Genomic DNA, 20,600 nt, shown 5'->3' with positions numbered 1-20,600 from the left:
TGCACAGGATGGGTGGTCGAGGTGCGGTGTCGGAGATGGATCGTGAAATTCGGCGGGTGACGGAGTTGGGGCTGACCCTTCGGTGGGGGGAAGGGTGCTGGTGGCTGGAGTCGGAGGAGGCTTGGGAAAGCCTGTCGTCGGCGGTGTACGGCGGCGGACGCCAAAGCGGCATCCGCGCCGTGGCAAACGTAACGGTGGATCTCGGATACAAGGGCCTTGACCCCGCGGGGGACATTGCTCGAAGGCTGAAGTCGGTCCGGGTGCCGACGCCCGCCGTGGGGATGATGACCGCGGTAGACGTGAGGGAGACCCAGTGGTCGGTGGTGAATGGCCCCGGGGGCCGGTGGCTGATCGCCCTCACGGCGGGGACGAGCAATGCCTTGTGCGCCGGGGAGAAGCCGGGATGGTTCGATGCCGGGCCCGGGACGATCAATATGACGGCGGTGTTCGACGGGGCGCTGTCCGAGCAAGCGGCGGTGAACGCCGTCATCACGTTGACCGAGGTCAAAAGCCGGGTTTTGCGGGAGCGGGGGGTCCGGTGTGCGGAGTCCGGGCTCCCGGCGACGGGGACCAGTACCGATGCGGTGGCGGTGCTGTTTCGCAGGGGCGGACGATCTGCGGCGTACGCGGGCCCGGGGTCCGAGGCGGGCTGGATGTTGGCTCGGGAGGCCCATCGCTTGCTCCACCGGGCGCTCCGGGAGAGAGATGATCGCCGGGGGGGGCTGCCGTCTCTTACCTTCGTGATCGGCGGGGCGAGAAGCGGCAAAAGCGAATGGGCGGAAGGTTTGGCCGATCACTGGGCGCGACAGCTCGGGGTGAAGGTCGTCTACGTCGCCACAGCCCCGAGGGAGGGAATGGAGGAGCGGGTGAGGCGCCACCAAAGGCGGCGCCCGCCGGGATGGAAGACCATCGAAGCGCCGGAAGGAGATGTACTGGCCGGACTGTGGGACGGGCCGGGCCCCGGGGGAGTGGTGCTCATCGACAGTTTGACCCACTGGGTCACGGCCTGGATGAGCCGGAGGTTGGCCCTGCGATCCCCGTCCCTGGACGGGTCCCACCGCGAACCCGTTCCCGAATGGTCCCCCGAAGAGGAAAGAGATCTTAAGGAAACCATGGAGGCGCTGATCCGCCGGTGCCGGCGGAGCCCTTATCCCGTGGTGGTGGTGAGCGACGAGGTGGGGGAAGGGGTGGTCCCGGCCACGGCGGTGGGATGCCTGTTCCGGGATGCCCTGGGCTTGGCCAATCAAACCCTGGCCCGGGCCTCTGGGCGGGTGTACCGGATGACGGCGGGTCTACCGGTCGAGATTCGCTCCAGGGCGATAGACAGCCGTGTTGAAGCCGGTCTGGGAGGCGGAGCGCCGTGATGGAGGCTTTGGCCGGCCTGATTCTCGATGTCCTGGTGGGAGAACCGCCCGGGGCGGTTCATCCGGTGGTGGGACTCGGGCGCTGCATCGAAGCCGGGGAGAGGGGGTTGCGCCGTCTGTTTCGGGTGCCTCCACTTGAGGGAGAGAGCGGCGATCCGGGCGGCGTGGGCCCATCCGGCTCAGTTCCCGGTGCTGGGCGCGGAGGTGGGAACGCCTCCGAGGCTCCCTTTGGTCGTGGGGTCCGGGAACGATGGGCAGGTGGTATTTTGGCCGTCGGGGTGGTGGGACTGACCTACGCGGTCACGGGGCTGACCGTGTGGCTAGGAGGGCATTTTCATCCTGCCCTCGGGTTTGTGGTGTCCGCCCTGTGGGTCTGGGTGGCGGTGGCGCCTCGAAATCTCGCCCAGGCGGCAAGGCGGGTGTCCGGGTTCCTCCTGGCGGGGGACCTGGAGGGAGCCAGGAAGGCGGCCGGGATGATGGTGAGTCGAAGCACCGGCGGTCTTCCCGAAGGGGAGGTGATCCGGGCGGCTGTGGAAAGTGTGGCGGAAAATATCGTGGACGCCATCATCGCCCCTTTATTCTACGCCGCCCTCGGCGGGGGGCCGGCGGCCATGGCGTACCGGGCGGCCAACACCCTTGATGCCATGATTGGGTACCGCAATGTTCGATACCTGGATTTCGGCCGGGTGGCGGCCCGGCTGGATGATGCACTCAACTGGATTCCGGCCCGGATCACCGGGGTCCTGATGCTCGGGGCGGCGGGGGTGCTTGGACTGGACGTGCGGGGGGCCTTTCGCGCCATACGGAGGGATGCCCGGCGGCATCCCAGCCCCAACGGGGGTATTCCGGAGGCGGCGGCGGCCGGGGCTCTGGGAGTGCGGCTCGGGGGCTGGAACCTTTATCACGGGCGGCGATCCTTCCGCCCTTACTTGGGCCCTGACGCACGCCCCCTGGAACCGGAAGATATCCCCCGGACTGTGCGACTCATGGCCTGGACCACCGGAGAGATGGCGGTGTTGATTTTATTGGCGGAGGGGATGGCCGGGTGGCGGTAGCCGGGATTGGACGATGGGCGGCCCGGGAAGGGGCGGCCCTGACCACCGCCGTACGGTTTCTCAGCCGAATTCCGGTGCCCCTTTTGGGGGAGACGGGAGAGGAACGGCAGAAGCGCAGCCTTCGCTGGTACGCCTTTGTCGGGGTCATCCTCGGAGCCCTATTGTGGGTTGCGGCGGAGCTTTTGCACGTTCTGCGGGTGCCGGCGCCCGGGGCGGCGGCCCTGGTGGTGGCGGCAGATCTGTGGCTCACCGGGGGGCTTCACCTGGACGGGTGGATGGATACGGCAGACGGGCTGGGCAGTCGCCGGGAGCGGGAGCGGGCCCTGGAAATTATGCGGGACAGCCGGGTGGGCGCCTTTGGCGTCATGACGGCCATCGGGGCGCTCCTGACGGAATGGGCATTCTTGGATATGTGGATCGCCGAAGGGGCGCCCTTTGAGGTGACGGCGGCCGCCTGGGGCATCGCCCGCTGGATCATGGTCTGGGCGGTGGTGGCGTTGCCCTACGCCCGGGCGGAAGGAATGGGGGCGGCCCTTCGGGGGGCAGGACCTGGGGATGTGGCCGTGGCGGGGGTGGCCCTGCTGATCCCCGGGGTCCCGGCGGTGATCTCCAGCCAGTGGTCGGTGCTTCTCGGTGCGGGGGTCGCCTTTGTTGCCGCCCGGTTTTGGGCAGGCCGGGTGGCCAAACGATTGGGGGGCTTGACCGGGGACGTCTACGGAGCCTTGTGCGTGTTCACCCAGGTGTGCGCCCTGGTGGCGATGGAGGTGATCGGGCGGTGGATATGACACGCCCATTCATGGATCACGGGGGAAATGTCCGGGAGTATCGGGAGCGCTGGGGCGGCGATCCCGAGGACCTGGCTGATTTTAGCGCCAATATCAATCCCCTGGGTCCCCCGGAGTCGGTGAGGTCGGCCATGAGGGCGGCCCTGGAAGAGGTCCATCGCTACCCGGACCCACGCCAGGAGGGATTTCGCCGGCAGGTGGCCGAGCGGTGGGGCATGAGCCCGGACGCGGTAATTGTGGGCAATGGAGCGGCGGAACTGATTTTTCTCTTGATGTTTGCGTGGCGGCCTCGGCGGATCCTGGCTCTTGCCCCTTCCTTTTCGGAATACGAAGACGCCGCCCTGGCGGCCGGGGCTGAGATCCACCGTATCCCACTCCGTCCGGAGCGGGGGTTTGTCCCCGATGTCGGGGTGCTGATGGACGCCTTCGGGACCGGGGTGGATCTGTTGGTTCTTGCCAATCCCAATAATCCCACAGGTGTTCTTTGGGATTCGGCAGCCCTGGAAAAGGTGTTGGATGAGGCGGAGGAGGCCGGAGTGCGGGTGCTTTTGGATGAGGCGTTTCTCGATTTTTGCTCCGATGAGCAAATTCGGAGTCAGATCCCCCGGGTCGGCCGGCGGCCGGGGCTCTTCGTCCTCCGCTCGATGACCAAATTTTACAGTATTCCCGGAGTGCGTCTGGGTTACGGGGCGGCGTCTCCGGATGTGATCCGGCGGATGGAGGGTTTGCGCCCCCCGTGGTCGGTGAACGGTGTTGCCCTGGCGGCGGGGACGGCGGCTTTGCAAGATGAGGCCTTTGCGGTCTGGAGCCGGCGGTGGGTCATCGAGCAGCGCCGGCGGATGGTGGGGGCTTTCGGGCAGCTCGGGTTTTCTGTCACCGACTCGAAGGCGAATTTTTTGTTAGCGTGGCGGGAGGATTTTGACATCGGTCGGGCGTGGCCCCGCCTTGCCCGTCGGGGGGTATTCGTCCGGGACTGCCGAACGTTTGTCGGGTTGGACCAGCGATACTTTCGCGTGGCAGTGCGGCCGGAGCGGGACCAGGAGCGGCTGTTCGCGGGCCTTCGCACCGATTGGCCGGGAAAATAGGGCGTAGGGCGGGTCCTTGGCCCGCCAGCCATTTTTTGCTATGATAAATGCACAACATTCGCAGAGGGGGTGCCGGCTGTGCGAGAAGCTCTGCTTTTGATCGACTTATCGAAAGATTTTATCGATATGGATGGGGCTTTGACGTGTGGAGCTGCGGGACAGGAGATCATCCCTTATGTTCAGGGGCTCGTCGAAGAGTTCCGCCGGGAGGGCCGCCCGATCCTGGATATCCGGGACGATCATCTGAAGTCCGATTATGAGATCCGGGCCGGACTTTTTCCGCCCCATTGTTTGACCGGGACCCCGGGTCGGGAGCTGGAAGACCGGCTGGCCGCGGCGGTGGAGGGCTACGAGGGGTATGTGACCTGGCCGAAGAAAACGTATGACGCCACCTACGAGACGCCGCTGCTGGACTACTTAGATCGAGAAGGGATCACCCGATTGCACGTGGCCGGGGTTTGCACAGACATCTGCGTGGTCAGCACCTGCCTGGGCTTGTACAAACACCGGGTGACGAAACGGGGAGATCTGGAGGTTGTCGTTCATCGCCAAGGGGTGGCGTCTTTCAATGCCCAGGCTCACGAGATGGCGTTGAATCACATGGAGCACGTGCTGAAGTGCGAGATCGTCTAGTTTCGGTTCGATGGTGGCGATCCGGGACAGGCGGCTAGAAAGGGAGAGCCGCGATGCCGAGGAGGCCGACGAAGGCGTGTCGCCAGACCCACAGGGTGACGAGGCCAGCGGCCGCCACCGAGAGGATTTCGCGCCGGGACCAGGGTTGGACGTACAGCGGGGTGGGGGCGGCACCCCGGCGGTAACCCCTGGCGGTCAGGGCCAGGGAGATGTCGTCGGCGCTCCGGAGGATCGCCACCAGCCAAGGGACGATCATCTCCGCGAGGTAGCGCCACCTGACCCGGGCTGGCCCGGTGTCCACCTCCAGGCCCCGGGCCAGAAAGGATGTGCGGACCTGGCGGAACGATTGGTGCACTTGTGGGATCAGGCGCAGGGCCAGCCCCGCGAAAAACACCACGTCCCGCAAGCTCGCTGCCGTCGCCCGACCCGGGCGGCCCAATTGCTCCAGGGGGCGGACAGCGGATGCGAGTCCCTCGGCCAACGCCCCGGGGGAGGTGGTCCAGACCAGAAGTGAGGCCAGGAGAATCAAAGCCGGGATCCGGGTCAAGGTGTCCAGGGCGAGAACCAGGCCCGTGCGGGTGAGAGTGACTGGGCCGACCTCGATCCAGCGGGTTCCCGGGGCGGTGAGATTCATGACCGCGCTGAAGGCGATCAGAAAAAGGATGGGGCGTAAAGTTTTGAGAGCGGCCCGCAGAGGCACCCGTGCGGCCCCCATGCCCAGAAGAGCCAATGCACCCAATCCCAACACTTCCCATGGCCACTGGGCCTTCATGAGATCGATGGTGAGGAGGAGAGCGATCAACAGTTTGCTTCGAGGGTCCAGCCGGTGGAGGAAAGTTTGCCTTGGAAGGTACTGTCCGAGTAACAGTTCGGTTTTCATGGATTTCTCCCTCCTCTCCCTCGCAGCCCTGGAGGCCATCTCAAACCCGGGAAGACCACCGGGCGGCGAGGCGAAGCTTGGCCGCTGCGATGGGGTGGTCCCCTCCGGACGAGGCAGCCCGGGCGACGGCGGACAAGGAACCTGCGGCAGTCAGTCGCCCACCCTCCAGCAGCCACCACCGGTCGGCCACATCCAGGAGCTCTTCGATGTGGTGGCTGGCCACCACGAGAGCCCCTCCGGTTCGTTTTGCCCAATTTTTAAGAAGCCCGGCCAGGGCCGTTCGGCCGGCAGGATCGATCCCGGCGAAGGGCTCGTCGAGCAGCAGGATGCGCGGGTTGAGGGCCAAAATGCCCCCCAGGGCCACCCTGCGCTGTTCGCCAAAGCTGAGGGTAAAAGGCGAGCGCTCCAGCAGGTGGGTAAGGCCGAGATCGGACGCCGTCGTCCGAACCCTTTTGTCGACTTCTTCGGCCCGAAGGCCCCGACGCCGCAGGGCGTAGGCCATGTCTTCGTACACCGTCGGCGCAAAAAGTTGTTGCTCGGGAAACTGCAAAGCCATGGCCGCGTTTTGCCTGAGCTGTGTCAGGGCCCGGCGGGCCCGGTAGGGGTCGCCTTCCTTCATGTGAAAATTGCCGGAGTTCGGCGGCAGGAGCCCCCCGAGGAGGGCGAGGAGCGTCGTTTTGCCTGCCCCGCTGGGTCCGAGGAGGGCGGTGATGCCCGGGTAGAGTTCACACCGTTCCAATTGCAGCCGGCCCTCCACGACCACATCGGTCAGGGTGGCGATGGGTTCAGCATCTTGTGGCCGCGGATCCGGCCCAGGTTTCCCGGCATTCACACCCTGCAGGACCCCGGCGAGAAAAATCCAGGACACCGGGCCGGCCGCCGCACCGGGGTGGACTCCCGGGTCTGCGCCCGCGGGTTTAGGTCGACGGGAGTCTTCTTCTTCCCGAGGGGGGACTGTCATGTGCTCCATAACTTTCCATTTCCACGGTTTTGGGAAACCCGCTTCGGCGATCCGCTCCCATGCCTCTCGGGCTTTTTCGGGCGTTCCCAGCGGAATCACCCGGCCTCCGTCCACCAGCCACACCCGGTCCGCGCGCTCCATTTCTTCCAATGAATGGGTGGTGTGGACAATGCCGACCCCCCGGTCCCGAAGGGTGGCGAGGAGATCCAAGACTCGTTCCTGATGATCGGGATCCAGCATCGATGTGGGTTCATCGGCGAGAATCCATCCCGGTTTCATCGCCCATGCCCCCGCCAGGGCCACCCTTTGGAGTTGACCGCCGGAAAGAAGATGAATGGGCTGTTCGGCTATATCCACCAGATTGAATGCCTCCAGGGCCCCAGCAGTCCGGCGCCGGATCGCGTCCGGGGCGAGGCGTTGCAATTGCAGGCCCCAAGCGATATCCTCGGCGGGGGTGCTGCCCACGATCTGATGACTTCCCCGGCCCAACACCAAGCGGGCGGCGGAGTTGACTTGTTCCAACGGTTGTCCGTCCACCGTGAGGCCTCCTGGGGTCACGGGCAGAAGGCCGGCCAAGGCCAGAAGTAAGGTGGACTTGCCCGATCCATTCCGGCCGATCACGCAGGTCCATGTCCCCCGGGGCGCTTGAAAATCCACATTTTCTAGGACGGGGGCATGGTTTCCCCCGTCGTCCCATCCTATAGTCGCGCAGTTCAGTGCCAGCATGGTGTCAAAATCCTCTCGTCAAAGTCCCCGGCGATGACCTGGAATCCCTTGTGGAATCCCGGGTCGACGAGCACTCGTGTCCACGAGCATTGTAGTGAATCGGCCGATCTTCGGCAACCCGTTTGTCCCGGGCGGTTTCCCATGGTAAAGTAGATCGGCGAAGGGGGGAGAGGAAAATGGAGATGCAGGTCCGGGGAATGGTGATGGCGGCGCTCATGGCCGCGGTCACCGGAGCGCTGGCCTATGTGGCGGTCCCGCTGCCTTTCACCCAGGTGCCCATCAGCGGGCAAAACCTCGGCGTCATGCTGTCGGGGCTGTTGCTCGGGCCCTGGTGGGGCGGTTTAAGTATGGTCTTATACGTTCTGTTGGTGGCGCTGGGCGTACCCATCGGCGCCCGGGGACATGCGGGCCTCGGGGTTCTGCTCGGGCCGACGGGCGGATATCTGATCGGATTTATCCTCGGTGCCTTCGTCATCGGTTGGTTCGTGCGAGGGCGGTTGACGATTTTTCGGGCTCTTGTGGGGAGTGTGGTCGGGGGCGCCCTGGTGGCGTACATCCCCGGGGCGGCCTGGCTGGCCCACGTCGGGCATCTGACCGCGGGACAAGCCATCGCCCTGGGGGCGTTGCCCTTTATTCCGGGTGATCTCGTCAAAGCGGTGATTGCCGCGGCGGCGGCGGTGGGGGTGGATCGGGCGTACTCCCTGGCCGGCGTTCGGGGCCGGGCGCACCGGTGATGCCTTCGAATCTTTTTTGACAGCACCGCGCAGAATTTGTCGGAAAAGGGGAAAGCCCGGGACGGGAAGGTCAATTTCCCGTCTGCGGGCTTTTATTTTTGGCAAAAAGATGGCGTTTGTGTCTTTCACGTGAAACCTTTGTGTCGGTTATGTGTCTATTTAACATTCCTGGTATTTTTGTACTATCGGCAATGGTCCCTTTTTATCATGCGCTGGTTTGAGGGAAGCAGGAAACTGAGGGTGGAATTAGCCGAGGCGGTTCATCTGTTCAGCGGCCATGGTTATGAAAGGAGGGGGCACAATGGCTCAACTGTCAAGTCAGGACGTCCGGAAACAGCCGGAGGAAAAGGAGGAGTCGTACAGCGGATCGTTGGCTTCCGTTCTCATCATGGGTGCCATTCTTGTGGCGGTGTGGGTAGGAGTGTTTGCGCTCTTTTTGCAAAGAGGATGACCGGGCCGAGCGCCCGACAGGAGGCCGTTGACGAGAAGCCGTCTGTTTTCAGGGTGTAACAGCGGAAGGGGGTTTCACAATATGCACATGCCCCGCGCAGAAAAGATTTGGTTGACGGTGGGGCTTCTCACGATGTTTGCGTTTGCTGTCGTCCTGGGAGTGTTCGCATTCGTCATGGGAGCGCAACCGCCCAGTGACGCCCAAGCGATGGATCCCACCAAGGTAAGTCAGACACCTCCCTTTGACCAACCTGGGCTCAAACAGTTGGGACCTAACAACTACGTCGCAAATATGACTTCGTTTGTTTTCAGTTTTGCACCGAATCGGTTGGAGGTTCCCGTGGGGTCCACGGTGACGTTCAATGTGACGAGCAAAGACGTGGTTCACGGCTTTGAAATTGTGGGCACCAACGTCAACATGATGGTGGTGCCGGGCCTGGTGAACTCGGCCACACACACTTTCACCCAGCCCGGGGATTATCTCATCCTTTGCAATGAGTACTGCGGAACGGGACATCAATTGATGGCAGCCCATTTGATCGTGAAATAGGAAATGGGAAGGATGTGAACCGCGATGCCTGCTGAATCGCAAGCGGTGGGCCTCCAAAATGTTCAGCTCGATCGGCCGGCCGCCAGGCTGAGCTTGGCCCATGTGTTGGTGGCGTTTTTGGCGTTCGGAATCGCAGCCATTTTCGGGATGCTGCAGGGTTTGGACCGGGGCGGCGTCATCACCTTACCCAAGTGGTTAAATTACTACCAGGTGCTGACGGCGCATGGGGTGTACATGGCGTTACTCTTCACGACCTTTTTCATCATTGGGTTCCTCTTTTCAGGAGTGGCTCGAACCACCGGTGGATCGTTACCGGCACCAGCCAGACGTCTCGGGTGGATCGGCTGGTGGCTGATGGTTATTGGGACATTGATGGCCACGGTGGAGGTCCTTGCGGGGAATGCTTCGGTGCTCTACACATTTTATGCTCCGATGAAAGCATCACCGTATTTCTACATTGGTGCAGCCCTCCTGGTGGTCGGAAGCTGGTTCGGCGGCTACGGTATGTTTGTGGCCACACACATCTGGAAAAAGAAAAATCGAGGGAAACCCACACCGTTGCTTGCGTTTATGGCTGTCGCCACCATGGTGCTGTGGCAAATCGCGACAATCGGCGTGGCACTGGAAGTATTGTTGCAGTTGATCCCATGGTCGTTCGGATGGGTGCCGACCATAAATGTCCTGCTCAGCCGCATGTTGTTGTGGTTTTTTGGCCACCCACTGGTTTACTTCTGGTTGCTGCCGGCCTATGCCATGTGGTACGTCAACATCCCACGCATCATCGGCGGTAAAGTCTTCAGTGATACTTTGGCCCGCACCAGTTTTCTTTTGTTTATCCTGCTATCTACGCCCGTTGGTTTTCATCACCAATTGCTGGATCCGGGTATTCCGCCCCAGTGGAAATTCTTTCACGTTGTACTGACGCTGATGGTGGTTGTTCCGTCCTTGATGACGGCCTTCAGCCTGTTTGCAACCTTCGAGATGGCAGGTCGGGCGAAAGGCGGCACGGGACTTTTCGGCTGGTTTAAGAAGCTCCCGTGGGGCGACGCGAGGTTTATGGTTCCGTTCATGGGCATGGTTGCCTTTATCCCCGGTGGTGCAGGGGGGATCGTCAACGCAAGTTACCAGTTGGACGAGGTTGTGCACAACACCATCTGGGTGACGGGTCACTTCCACCTGACCGTTGGGACGGCAGTGGCCATGACGTTTTTCGGCATCGCGTATTGGCTCATCCCCCATCTCACGGGTCGTAAACTCACTCCTGCAGCCAATCGAGCGGGACTCATCCAAGCGGTGGTCTGGGGAACAGGGATGCTACTCATGTCAGGGTCCATGCATTACCTAGGCTTGTTGGGCGTGCCGCGGCGCACAGCCTACACAACGTACATGAACGATCCCACCGCACTGAGTTGGATGCCTCTTCAGGGCGTCATGGCCGTAGGTGGTGTGCTGCTGTTCATTGGTGCCATGATCATGGTCGGAAACGTAATCTACTTGACCTGGTTTGCTCCGAAAGGTTTTGAAGAATACCCGGTCGGGGAGCCGGCCCAGCAGGAAGAAGTACCACGACTGTACGAACGTTGGCCGGTGATTATTTCCCTGGCTGCGGTGCTCATCCTCGTCGCCTACGCATATCCATTGATCGACGTGATCCAGAATGCACCTCCCGGGGCCCCGGGGATAAGGACCTGGTAGTCTCGGGATTCGACAGCAGAGGCGGGGACGGCCCAGCGCCGCCCTCGTCTTTTTTATTGACAAAGCGAACGGTCGGTCGATAGAATAAGAATGAATGAATCACCATTCATTTTATCGGGGTGAGAGCGATTGCGCTGCGCAAGGATCGAGCAAAGTACGTAGCGATTCTGCAGGCGGCCGTAAAAGTCATGGCCGAGTCCGGGTACTACAATGCCCAGGTGTCCCGGATTGCCCGGGAGGCCGGGGTCGCGGACGGCACCGTGTACCTCTATTTTAAAAACAAAGAGGATATTCTCATCTCCATCCTCCGGGAGACCATCGGGGAGATCATCGAACGGGTCCAGGCGGCCCTGACCGGGCTCGAGGATCCCGCCGAAATGTTGCATCGATTGGTGTTTCTGTACTTTCGGGGACTTGCGGAAACGAAAGACCTGGCCATGGTCACCCAGGTCCACCTCCGTCAGACCAATCCCGACGTGAGGCGCAAGATCGGCGACATTATGCGCCCGTATTATCGAATCATCGACAGGATCATCGAGCGGGGAGTGGAGCGGGGGATGTTTCGACCGACCATCGATCGGCGCATCGCCCGGCGAATGATCTTTGGCACCATGGACGAAACGGTCACCGCCTGGGTTTTAACTGGGGCGAAATATGACCTGGTCGCTTTGGCGGGTCCGGTGGTAGACTTGTTACTCGGAGGGCTGGTCCGCCGCGAAGATGAGCGATGGCGAAGAGAACCGGACAGAAAGGAGTCCTTGGGATGAACATCATTGTGTGCATGAAACAGACCTTCGATACCGAGGAACGCATCGTTCTCGACAATGGAAAGATTAAGGAAGACGGGGTCAAGTTCGTGATCAACCCCTATGACGAGTTCGCGGTGGAAGAGGCGATCCGCCTCAAGGAACAGCACGGAGGCCAGGTTACGGTGATCACTCTCGGGCCGGCCCGGGCGGAGGAAGCGTTGCGGACGGCGTTGGCCATGGGGGCGGACGAAGCGGTTATCGTCGACGATCCCGGCTTGCTGGGAGATGAATTCACGGCGGCTCAAGTGTTGGCCAAGGCCGTCGAGAAGCATCCGTACGATATCATTCTTGCGGGGAATCAGGCGGTGGACGACGGCTCGGGTCAGGTGGCTGTCCGGCTGGCCGAGCTACTCGGCATCCCGCATATCGGCACGGTTACAAAGCTCGAGGTGGCGGACGGGAAGGTGCGGGCAGAGCGGGATGCGGAAGGGGACGTCGAGGTGGTGGAGGGCACCTTGCCCATCCTGGTCACCGCCCAACAGGGGCTCAATGAGCCGCGGTATCCGTCGTTGATCGGTATTCGCAAGGCGAACAAGAAGCCGATCACCCGATATACGGCGGCTGACCTCGGCCTCGACGCCGCAGGCGTCGCTGCGAAGGCGGAGATTCTGGAGACCTTCCTGCCCAAGCCAAAGGCTGGCGGGCGGATTCTCCAGGGGGATTTGGCCGATCAGGTGAAGGAATTGGTTCAGGCCCTGCGTTCAGACGAAAAAGTCCTGTAAGGTATAGAGAGAGGAGAGACGACAATGGCGCGTACATGTTTGGTGATGGCGGACCTGCGCGGGGGCAAAGTCCGGAATGTGACCTATGAAGCTCTGGCCGCTGCCCGGCGCTTGGCGGAGGGCGGAGAAGTTTCTGTTGCTCTCGTCGGGGATGGCGTAAGCGGATTTGCCCAGGGGCTGGGGGCGTACGGCGCCGATAAAGTGTACGTCGTGGAAGATGCCGGGTTGAAGTATTATACACCGGACGCTTATGCCTCGGTGATGGAGCGGCTGATCCGAACGGCAGATCCCGACGTGGTGCTCTTCGCCCACTCCGCTATTGGCCGGGACTTGGCGCCGAAGCTCGCGGCCCGGTTTGGCGCGGGTCAAGTGTCCGATGTGGTGGACGTGGGGCTGGAAGACGGCAAGATCGTGTTTACGCGGCCGATTTATGCCGGGAAAGCCTTTACCAAGGTGACGATCTCAGACGGCAAGGTGTTTGCGACCGTCCGGCCGAACAACCTGTCCGCTGATGAGCCGGATGCGGGACGGAGTGCCACTGTGGAAACGGTGGGGGCGGGTCTATCGGGCGCCTCCTTGCGGACCGTGGTGAAAGAAGTGGTGCAAAAGGCCACTTCCGGTGTGGATTTGACCGAGGCCAAGATTATCGTTTCCGGCGGTCGGGGGGTCAAGAGCGCGGAGGGCTTCAAGCCGCTGTATGAACTGGCCGAGGTTCTCGGGGCGGCGGTGGGTGCTTCCCGGGCGGCCTGTGATGCCGGTTACTGTGATTATTCGATGCAGATCGGGCAGACCGGCAAGGTGGTGACGCCGGATCTGTACATCGCCTGCGGAATTTCGGGTGCGATCCAACACCTGGCCGGCATGTCGAACTCTAAGGTGATCGTGGCCATCAACAAAGATCCGGAAGCGCCGATTTTTAAAGTGGCGAATTACGGGATTGTCGGCGATCTGTTCGAAGTGGTTCCCATGCTCACCGAGGAATTGAAGAAAGTTCTCGCCGATTGAGGCTGGTGAGTTCCGGTCCGCGAGGGCGGTACCCCGGCGGTACAAGGAGGTAGAAGGCAGAAGGGTCGGCGCCTCGCGCGCCGGCCTTTTTGTCGTCGGGCAACGCTTTTGTTATACTGGCTTTTGGCGATGTGCGGGGGGGTGAAGGAGATGAACCGGCCTGAATACATTCAGGAGCGAGACGGGGCTTTGTGGTTGACTGAAGTGGAATCGGGTCATCTGAAATTAAACTGGAGATTAAAAAACGTTCTTCACGTGGAACGGTCGCCCTTTCAAGAGATCGCTATCGTGGACACGGAAACCTTCGGCAGGGCGCTGGTCCTGGACGGCGTGGTGCAGACCACGGCGGGGGATGAGTTTATCTATAACGAAATGATCAGCCATGTCCCCTTGGCCTTGCACCCAAATCCGAAGCAAGTCCTGGTGATCGGCGGAGGCGACGGGGGCGCGGTGCGGGAGTGTCTAAAATATCCTTCGGTGGAGCGGGTGGATCTGGTGGAGATCGATGAGCAGGTCACCAGTGCTTGCAGGACGTATCTGCCCGAGCTCGCTGGACAGTTGGACGATCCCCGGGTGCGCACGCGGTTTGAAGACGGGGTGCAGTATGTAAAGGGCGTCGAGAATCAGTACGATGTGATCATCGTCGACTCCTCGGATCCCATTGGCCCCGCCACGGTTCTCTTTGAGGAACCGTTTTACCGCTCGGTGAAAGCGGCTCTTCGCCCGGGCGGAATCATGGTTTGCCAGAGTGAGTCCCCGCTTTTTTATCTGCCGGTGCTTCAAAATACCCGCCGGGTGCTAAACGAGTTGTTTCCCGTTACCCGGACCTATTGGGCCCCGGTACCGACATATCCTGGGGCTTTGTGGACCTTTACTTTGGGGTGTTTGTTCGATCCGTTTGAGGATTCCGGATGGACCCGCCGGATTCGCGAGGAGAGTACACGGTATGTAACCGCCGATCTTGCGGAGGGGAGTTTTGCCTTGCCCGCCTTTGTGCGCCGCGCCCTCGGGGTGGCGGAATGAGGATCGGGCGGCGGGAGACCGTTGAGGATCCGGAAACCTCTTGGCGGCGACCACTCTACCTTCTGTGGCTCAGCAATTTTATTGCGGTGTTGGGGCTCAATTTTCAGTGGTCGTTTATCCCCCTCTATCTTCCTCATCTGGGGGTGACCTCCACCCGGGCGGTGGGGGTGTGGTCCGGGGCGATCATGGCGGTCACTCCCTTGGTGGCGGCGATCACTGGTCCGCTGTGGGGGAATTTTGCAGACAAGCACGGGCGTCGCCGGGTGGTGATCCAGGTCTATCTCGCCAATATTTTCATTATCGGGGCCATGGGATTTGTACATCAGCCGTGGCAGCTGTTCATTCTCAGGATTCTTCAGGGGGCCCTGGGCGGGGTGGCGGCGGCGTCCCTGTCTTTGGTGACGTCCATCACCCCGGCGGATCGCTTGGGGTCCGCCTTGGGGCTGTACCAGACGTCGAATTTTACGGCGGCTGCGATAGGGCCCTTCTTTGGGGGATTGCTGGCCGATCTCGTGAGCATTCGGTTTCCCTACGTCCTGCTTGGCGCGTTGAACGTGGTGGCCGCCCTGCTGGTTTGGCTCGGGGTGGCCGAACCTTCCGGTGTTCGGCCGGTCGGCCGGGGGGCCGAACAGGGGTTTTTCGGTAAAATATGGACCCTGGTCCGACGCCCGGGGTTGCTGAGTCTGGCGATGACGGGCGCCATGGTCCAGTTCGGCGTGGTGGTCATCGCGCCGGTGATTCCCTTGTTCGTCAGGCATTTACTCGGTGATTCGCGGTTCGTGGGGACGGTGACAGGCCTTTTGGTGGCGCTGGCGGGGGTGGCGGGCTCGGTGTCGGCGGTGGTGGCGGGGCAGCTTGGGGATCGTTACGGCCATCGCCGCTTGCTCGTCTTCATGTGTATTGGCGCCGCCATTGTGTTCGGGTGGACCGGGACAGCGGAGACAATTGTGCAGTTGATCGCCTTGCGGACGGCGGCGGGACTCTTTATTGGGGGACTTCTTCCGACTTCCAATGCGTTGATTGGCCAGCTCGTCTCGGAATCCGAACGGGGCACGGCTTTCGGAATGACCACGAGTTTTCAAATGATGGGTACGGTGTTGGGCCCCTTGGTGGGCGGGGCGCTCGGAACAACTCTGGGGTTTAGTTCGGTGTTCTGGACCACGATGGTGGTCTTTTTCCTCACAGCCCTTTGGGTGTACGGGAGCGGCCGCCGACAGGCGGGCCGGGAAGAGCTCGGGACGTGATGGGCTCTCACCGGTCGGGACGGCAGATTCTGAACCTTCACTATTTACCTTAGATGACAAACCCTTCCCCGTTTACTCGACATCGGGAAAAAACGCAAAGGATCGGCCATACTGTCACATTTTGGCCATATTAACTCCCAGGATTTTTTGATATTATGGAAATAGACTCCTGAGCAGGGGATTGGCCGCACTAGGAGATAAGGGAAAGGGAGGGTTTGGTGGGTGAGGCCGAAACATCGCATCGGACTACTGTTTGTCATGGTAGGGCTCCTGTTTGGGCTGACCGGTTGCGGAAGGACCGATATGTCCGTTTTCGATCCGGCCGGGCCGGTGGCCAAGATGGAATTATCGGTGATTATGACCAGCGTGTACATTATGACCGGAGTATTTATTGTGGCGATGGCGATTCTCGTTTATGTGCTCATCCGCTTCCGTCGGCGGAAGGGGCAGGATTTGCCGCCAAAACAGGTGGAAGGAAACAATTGGATGGAGTTGACCTGGACCATTATTCCACTCATTCTTATGGGGATTCTGGCTGTTCCGACGGTGTCCACCGCCTTTGCGCTGGATCAGAAACAGACGGGTCCGAACACCATGAATGTCACGGTTAAGGCGTCTCAGTTTTGGTGGCAGTTTGAATATCCTGATCTGGGAATTGTAACGGCGCAAGCCTTACATATCCCCGTGGGAACCAAGGTCAACCTCAAGCTGGAAACCACCGATGTCATGCATTCGTTTTGGGTGCCCCGACTGGCCGGCAAGACCGACCTCATCCCCGGCCGGGTGAACACCATGTGGTTCGAGGCCAGTCAACCGGGCGAGTATCAAGGGAAATGTGCAGAATACTGCGGCCCGAGCCACGGTGTGATGGACTTTGTTGTCATTGCCGACACGCCGCAGCAATTCCAAGCCTGGGTTCAGAAGATGAAAAATCCCCAGGTGCAGCCGACGAGTGCGCAGGCGGCTGAGGGCGAGAAGTTGTTCGCGCAAAATTGCGCCACATGCCACGCCATTGCGGGAACCAACTTCAAAGGGGTTCTGGGGCCGGATTTGACGGGTTTTGCGGATCGTCCGAAAGTGGCTGGGGTGCTGGATAATAACCCCACCGATGTGGAGAAGTGGATCAGCGATCCGGCGGCGATCAAACCGGGCACCAAGATGCCCAAACTGCCCTTGAATCAGCAGCAGATCTCGGCGCTCTCCGCATTCTTGGAGGGGTTGAAATAACGACTCATCCCACGGCGGCTTGTTTCGAGGGGGCAGTTCGGTCGAAAAGGAGGGTTATGGGATGGCAAAACCGCTGGAAGAAGTGTTGAGCCATCACGTGCATACCGTCGAAGCGCCTCATAAGCGCCACTGGTTGTTGGACTATCTGTCGACGGTGGATCATAAAAAGATCGGGATCATGTATGTGCTGATCGGGGTGTTCTATCTGCTCGTCGGGGGCGTGGAAGCGCTTCTGATGCGTATTCAGCTGTTTGTGCCCAATAATCAGTTTGTGAGTTACCCGACCTTTAACGAATTATTCACCATGCATGGAACGAACATGATCTTCTTCGCAGCCATGCCTTTGATCTTCGGATTGGTCAACTTGATCATGCCGGTTCAGATCGGGGCTCGGGACGTGGCGTTCCCCTTCATGAACGCCGTCAGCCTATGGTTCACTTTCGTGGGGGCTTTGCTCGTAAACATCAGCTGGTTTTTTGGCCCTGCTCCAAGTGCCGGTTGGTTTGCTTATACCCCCATCGGGCTCGATAAGTATACTCCCGGCACAGGGATGGACTTTTACGTCATCGGCCTACAGATTGCGGGCTTCGGGTCGTTAATGGGCGCGATCAATTTCATCGCCACGATTCTCAACATGCGGGCGCCGGGCATGACCCTGCTCAGGATGCCGCTGTTCACGTGGACCAGCCTGGTGACCTCCGGCCTGATCGTGTTCGGATTTCCGCCGTTGACCGTAGGCCTGTTCTTGTATATGTTCGAGCGACTTTTTGGCGGCCACTTCTTCGATGCGACCATGGGTGGGAACCCGCTGTTGTGGACGCACCTGTTCTGGATCTTCGGACACCCAGAAGTGTACATCGTCGTGCTCCCAGCTTTCGGGATGATCTCCGAAGTGGTGGCGACCTTCTCCAGGAAGCGCATTTTCGGTTACACCTCCATGGTCATTGCGACAGTGTTGATCGGCTTTATCGGCTTCATGGTGTGGGTGCACCACATGTTCACGGTGGGCTTGGGGGCGATGGCCAACTCGATTTTTGCGATTTCCACGATGCTCATCGGTATCCCGACCGGGATGAAAGTCTTTAACTGGTTGTTCACCATGTGGGGCGGTCAGATCCGGTTCAAGCCCCCCATGATGTTCGCCTTGGGATTCCTGCCCACCTTCGTGATCGGCGGGTTCACGGGCGTGATGCTCGCGGCTGCTCCGGCGGACTTTCAGTATCACGGGTCCTACTTCGTGGTGGCGCACTTCCATTACACGTTGATCGGCGGCGTGGTGTTCGGTTTCTTCGCAGGTCTTTATTACTGGTTCCCGAAGATCACCGGCCGGATGATGAGCGAGGTGCTGGGCCATATCAATTTCTGGCTGATGTTCATTGGGTTCCACCTGACGTTCTTCCCGATGCACTTGGCCGGACTGTTTGGCATGCCACGCCGGGTACCCACCTACAACCCTGGTATGGGGCTGGAGATCTGGAACCAATTGTCGACGATCGGCGCCTTTATCATGGGTGTGTCGATGATCGTCTTCGCTGCCAATGTGGTGTATGCCTTCACCAAGGGCAAGGTGGCGGGGGCCGATCCCTGGGATGCCCGGACCCTGGAGTGGGCGGTTCCATCCCCGATTCCGGAGTACAACTTCGCTCAGACGCCTTTGGTGCGCGGCCTGGATCCCCTGTGGATCGCCAAAGAAGAGGGCTCGACGGTCCCGGCAGCCGAACCCTTGGGTCCCATTCACATGCCGTCGAATTCGTTTCTGCCTTTGGTGATGGCCGTCGGACTGTTTATCGCCGGATTTGCGGCTATCTACCATCGCCTCTTCTTCATCGTGCTGGGACTTGAGGTGATTGCATTGGCGATGTTTTATCACTCCCTCAATGACGACGAAGGACATCACATTCTTCCGGAGGAGAGCACTCGGGTGAGGGAGGTGCGGGCGTAATGGAAGCCATGGAAACTCAGCCCAGGCTGGTCAATGCCGGGGATCGGCTTGAATTAGGACCAGAAACAGCGACCCTTGAGGGGAAAAATAAGGTTCTTGGATTCTGGGTATTCCTGGGGGGCGAATGCGCCCTGTTCGCCTCCCTCTTTGCCACTTACCTGACCCTTCGAGGGCACACCCTAAACGGTCCGACTGCCCACGAGTTGTTTCACCTGCCGATCATCGGCCTGGCCACCATCTTGCTTTTGACGAGCAGCCTGACCGGCGTGCTCGGCATCAATGCCATGCACCGGGGCAACCTTCGCTCGCTTCTCCGTTGGTTGGGGGTCACTGTGTTGCTCGGCCTAGGGTTTTTGGCCGTGCAGGTAGTGGAATTCATCACCTACGCCGGAGAGGGATTCGGTTTCGGTACGAGTGCCTTCTCTTCCGCATTCTTTACCCTGGTCGGATTTCACGGTGGCCACGTGGCTTTCGGGGTGATCTGGATCTCGATCTTGATGCTCCAGTTGAGGCGAAGCGGAATTACCCCAAGGAAAGCGCCTAAGGTGTTCATCGCCAGCCTGTATTGGCATTTTGTCGACGTGGTGTGGGTGTTCATTTTTACCGTGGTCTATCTCATGGGCATCTTGGGGATTTCCTGAATCCACCAAGTCCGCGTTTGGTGTGAAAGGATGGTGCAAGGATGACGAACGTACCGACGGAGACCCACAACACCGGTACCGAATCCGGCTCCGGGCATGGGTCGGTTCGGAAACACATCATTTCCTTCGCGATTATGATTTTGTTTACGGTGATCGCCTTTGCGATGGTCGGCGCCGGCATGTCCCCTACAGTGGTCATCCCGGTGATCCTGGCGTTAGCGGTCATTCAGGTGATTCTGCAGCTGTGGGATTTCATGCACCTGAACCAAAAAGGTCACTCTTTTCCCACGCTGTTTATCACGTCCGGGGCGCTGCTGGGATTCATTTTCGTGTTGGTTTTGGTTTTGTGGCCCTAGGATAAGGGGGGATTCCCGTTGCCATTTTGCGGCACGCCCATTGATGGATCCCTGTGGTCCTCTTGGAACATTCCGCTGCTGGCTGTCGTTCTGGCTATAGGAGTGTGGTACTGGGCCACATGGCGCAGGTGGCGGGCCTCGGGCGGCACCGGAGACCGATCGGCCGGGGTGGGCCGGAAAGTTTCCTTCTATAGTGGCTTGACCCTGTTTTACCTGGTGGCCGGCAGTCCTGTCGACTACATTGGGCACATGTACCTGTTCAGCGTCCACATGACGGCCATGGCCCTGGAGTACATGGTGGTCCCGCCGCTGGTGCTGTTGGGCCTCCCAGAATGGATCGTTCGGGCATGGATGCAGGTCCGGGGGATTGAACGGCTGATCCGGGTCCTCAGCCGCCCCCTGTTTGCGTTGATCACGTTGAACCTGTTATTCACGGCCTACCATTTCCCGTCCGTGTTCGATTTTCTCATGTCCCACGGCTCATTGGCCGTCTGGGTGCACTTGGTGATGATGATTGCGGCGTTTATCAACTGGTTGCCGGTGATCCAACCCTTTGCGGGGGTGAAGCGCCTCAGCGAACTCCAGAAGATCATCTACCTATTCGCGGACGCAGTGCTCCTCACTCCGGCCTGTGCTTTTATCATTTTCTCGGGCGGCCCGCTTTACGTCACCTACGATGCCATGCCGAGGCTGATCCCAAGCCTGTCGATCTA

Annotated in this window: 21 protein-coding genes; 19 read left to right on the top strand and 2 right to left on the bottom strand. The window is 60.6% G+C overall.

Translation table 11 applies throughout. The annotated features are described in order from the left end of the window. Window positions 1–8: 8 nt before the first annotated feature. The 5 genes from K6T64_RS10055 (at window position 9) to K6T64_RS10035 (ending at window position 4,922) form a co-directional block, all read left to right on the top strand. Window positions 9–1,364, top strand: a complete 1,356-nt coding sequence (locus K6T64_RS10055; protein ID WP_288009976.1) for a bifunctional adenosylcobinamide kinase/adenosylcobinamide-phosphate guanylyltransferase — start codon at window positions 9–11, stop codon at window positions 1,362–1,364. Continuing rightward, on the top strand, window positions 1,364–2,419 hold the full coding sequence (gene cbiB / locus K6T64_RS10050) for an adenosylcobinamide-phosphate synthase CbiB (protein ID WP_100666981.1): 1,056 nt from the start codon (window positions 1,364–1,366) through the stop codon (window positions 2,417–2,419). Before K6T64_RS10055 ends, cbiB begins: the two co-directional genes overlap by 1 nt. Next, window positions 2,410–3,204 carry an adenosylcobinamide-GDP ribazoletransferase gene (cobS, locus tag K6T64_RS10045; protein ID WP_288009975.1) on the top strand — a complete coding sequence of 265 codons (795 nt, stop codon included), beginning with the start codon at window positions 2,410–2,412 and terminating at the stop codon, window positions 3,202–3,204. The genes cbiB and cobS overlap by 10 nt, the downstream gene beginning before the upstream one ends. Further along, window positions 3,201–4,289, top strand: a complete 1,089-nt coding sequence (gene cobD / locus K6T64_RS10040) for a threonine-phosphate decarboxylase CobD (RefSeq protein ID WP_288009994.1) — start codon at window positions 3,201–3,203, stop codon at window positions 4,287–4,289. Before cobS ends, cobD begins: the two co-directional genes overlap by 4 nt. 78 nt (window positions 4,290–4,367) lie before the next feature. Continuing rightward, complete coding sequence (locus tag K6T64_RS10035) at window positions 4,368–4,922, top strand: cysteine hydrolase family protein (protein WP_288009974.1); 555 nt, start codon at window positions 4,368–4,370, stop codon at window positions 4,920–4,922. 34 nt (window positions 4,923–4,956) lie between these two features. On the opposite strand, the gene K6T64_RS10030 is transcribed toward K6T64_RS10035, so the two are convergent. Both K6T64_RS10030 and K6T64_RS10025 read right to left on the bottom strand, forming a co-directional pair. After that, window positions 4,957–5,802 carry an energy-coupling factor transporter transmembrane component T family protein gene (locus tag K6T64_RS10030; RefSeq protein ID WP_288009973.1) on the bottom strand — a complete coding sequence of 282 codons (846 nt, stop codon included), beginning with the start codon at window positions 5,800–5,802 and terminating at the stop codon, window positions 4,957–4,959. Between the two features lie 40 nt (window positions 5,803–5,842). Further along, window positions 5,843–7,489 carry an ABC transporter ATP-binding protein gene (locus K6T64_RS10025; protein ID WP_288009971.1) on the bottom strand — a complete coding sequence of 549 codons (1,647 nt, stop codon included), beginning with the start codon at window positions 7,487–7,489 and terminating at the stop codon, window positions 5,843–5,845. Between the two features lie 176 nt (window positions 7,490–7,665). On the opposite strand from K6T64_RS10025, the gene K6T64_RS10020 reads away from it, so the two are divergent. The 14 genes from K6T64_RS10020 to K6T64_RS09955 form a co-directional block, all read left to right on the top strand. Continuing rightward, entirely contained in the window at window positions 7,666–8,223 is a 558-nt protein-coding gene (locus K6T64_RS10020; protein ID WP_170085021.1) for a biotin transporter BioY, read from the top strand. 301 nt (window positions 8,224–8,524) lie between these two features. Continuing rightward, window positions 8,525–8,674 (top strand): cytochrome c oxidase subunit 2A, encoded by a 150-nt coding sequence (locus K6T64_RS10015; protein WP_170085022.1) that lies wholly within the window; start codon window positions 8,525–8,527, stop codon window positions 8,672–8,674. A gap of 81 nt (window positions 8,675–8,755) precedes the next feature. Beyond that, the gene (locus K6T64_RS10010) at window positions 8,756–9,223 is read left to right on the top strand and encodes a cytochrome c oxidase subunit II (protein ID WP_288009970.1); all 468 of its coding nucleotides are present in this window, start codon (window positions 8,756–8,758) and stop codon (window positions 9,221–9,223) included. A 24-nt stretch (window positions 9,224–9,247) separates the two neighbouring features. After that, the gene (locus tag K6T64_RS10005; protein ID WP_288009969.1) at window positions 9,248–10,918 is read left to right on the top strand and encodes a b(o/a)3-type cytochrome-c oxidase subunit 1; all 1,671 of its coding nucleotides are present in this window, start codon (window positions 9,248–9,250) and stop codon (window positions 10,916–10,918) included. 134 nt (window positions 10,919–11,052) lie between these two features. Beyond that, window positions 11,053–11,685 carry a fatty acid metabolism transcriptional regulator FadR gene (locus K6T64_RS10000; protein WP_100669145.1) on the top strand — a complete coding sequence of 211 codons (633 nt, stop codon included), beginning with the start codon at window positions 11,053–11,055 and terminating at the stop codon, window positions 11,683–11,685. Continuing rightward, entirely contained in the window at window positions 11,682–12,449 is a 768-nt protein-coding gene (locus K6T64_RS09995; protein WP_170085025.1) for an electron transfer flavoprotein subunit beta/FixA family protein, read from the top strand. The genes K6T64_RS10000 and K6T64_RS09995 overlap by 4 nt, the downstream gene beginning before the upstream one ends. Window positions 12,450–12,473: 24 nt before the next feature. After that, a complete protein-coding gene (locus tag K6T64_RS09990; RefSeq protein ID WP_100666992.1) occupies window positions 12,474–13,454 on the top strand; it encodes an electron transfer flavoprotein subunit alpha/FixB family protein in 981 nt (326 codons plus the stop codon). A gap of 150 nt (window positions 13,455–13,604) precedes the next feature. Beyond that, a complete protein-coding gene (gene speE, locus K6T64_RS09985) occupies window positions 13,605–14,477 on the top strand; it encodes a polyamine aminopropyltransferase (protein WP_288009966.1) in 873 nt (290 codons plus the stop codon). Beyond that, the gene (locus tag K6T64_RS09980) at window positions 14,474–15,721 is read left to right on the top strand and encodes an MFS transporter (RefSeq protein ID WP_288009963.1); all 1,248 of its coding nucleotides are present in this window, start codon (window positions 14,474–14,476) and stop codon (window positions 15,719–15,721) included. Before speE ends, K6T64_RS09980 begins: the two co-directional genes overlap by 4 nt. Before the next feature lie 222 nt (window positions 15,722–15,943). Further along, complete coding sequence (gene coxB / locus K6T64_RS09975; protein ID WP_100666995.1) at window positions 15,944–16,948, top strand: cytochrome c oxidase subunit II; 1,005 nt, start codon at window positions 15,944–15,946, stop codon at window positions 16,946–16,948. Window positions 16,949–17,009: 61 nt separating this feature from the next. Next, window positions 17,010–18,890 (top strand): cytochrome c oxidase subunit I, encoded by a 1,881-nt coding sequence (gene ctaD, locus K6T64_RS09970; RefSeq protein ID WP_100666996.1) that lies wholly within the window; start codon window positions 17,010–17,012, stop codon window positions 18,888–18,890. Next, window positions 18,890–19,531 (top strand): cytochrome (ubi)quinol oxidase subunit III, encoded by a 642-nt coding sequence (locus K6T64_RS09965; RefSeq protein WP_483306141.1) that lies wholly within the window; start codon window positions 18,890–18,892, stop codon window positions 19,529–19,531. Before ctaD ends, K6T64_RS09965 begins: the two co-directional genes overlap by 1 nt. A 41-nt stretch (window positions 19,532–19,572) precedes the next feature. Beyond that, window positions 19,573–19,887 carry a cytochrome C oxidase subunit IV family protein gene (locus tag K6T64_RS09960; RefSeq protein ID WP_100666997.1) on the top strand — a complete coding sequence of 105 codons (315 nt, stop codon included), beginning with the start codon at window positions 19,573–19,575 and terminating at the stop codon, window positions 19,885–19,887. Between the two features lie 18 nt (window positions 19,888–19,905). Further along, window positions 19,906–20,600 (top strand): cytochrome c oxidase assembly protein (locus K6T64_RS09955; protein WP_288009961.1); only part of this gene is annotated, 695 nt, incomplete at its 3' end.

It is taken from the genome of Kyrpidia sp., assembly GCF_023512215.1.
Taxonomy (GTDB): Bacteria; Bacillota; Bacilli; order Kyrpidiales; family Kyrpidiaceae; genus Kyrpidia; species Kyrpidia spormannii.
This window is presented reverse-complemented; position numbering and strand designations above follow the sequence as displayed.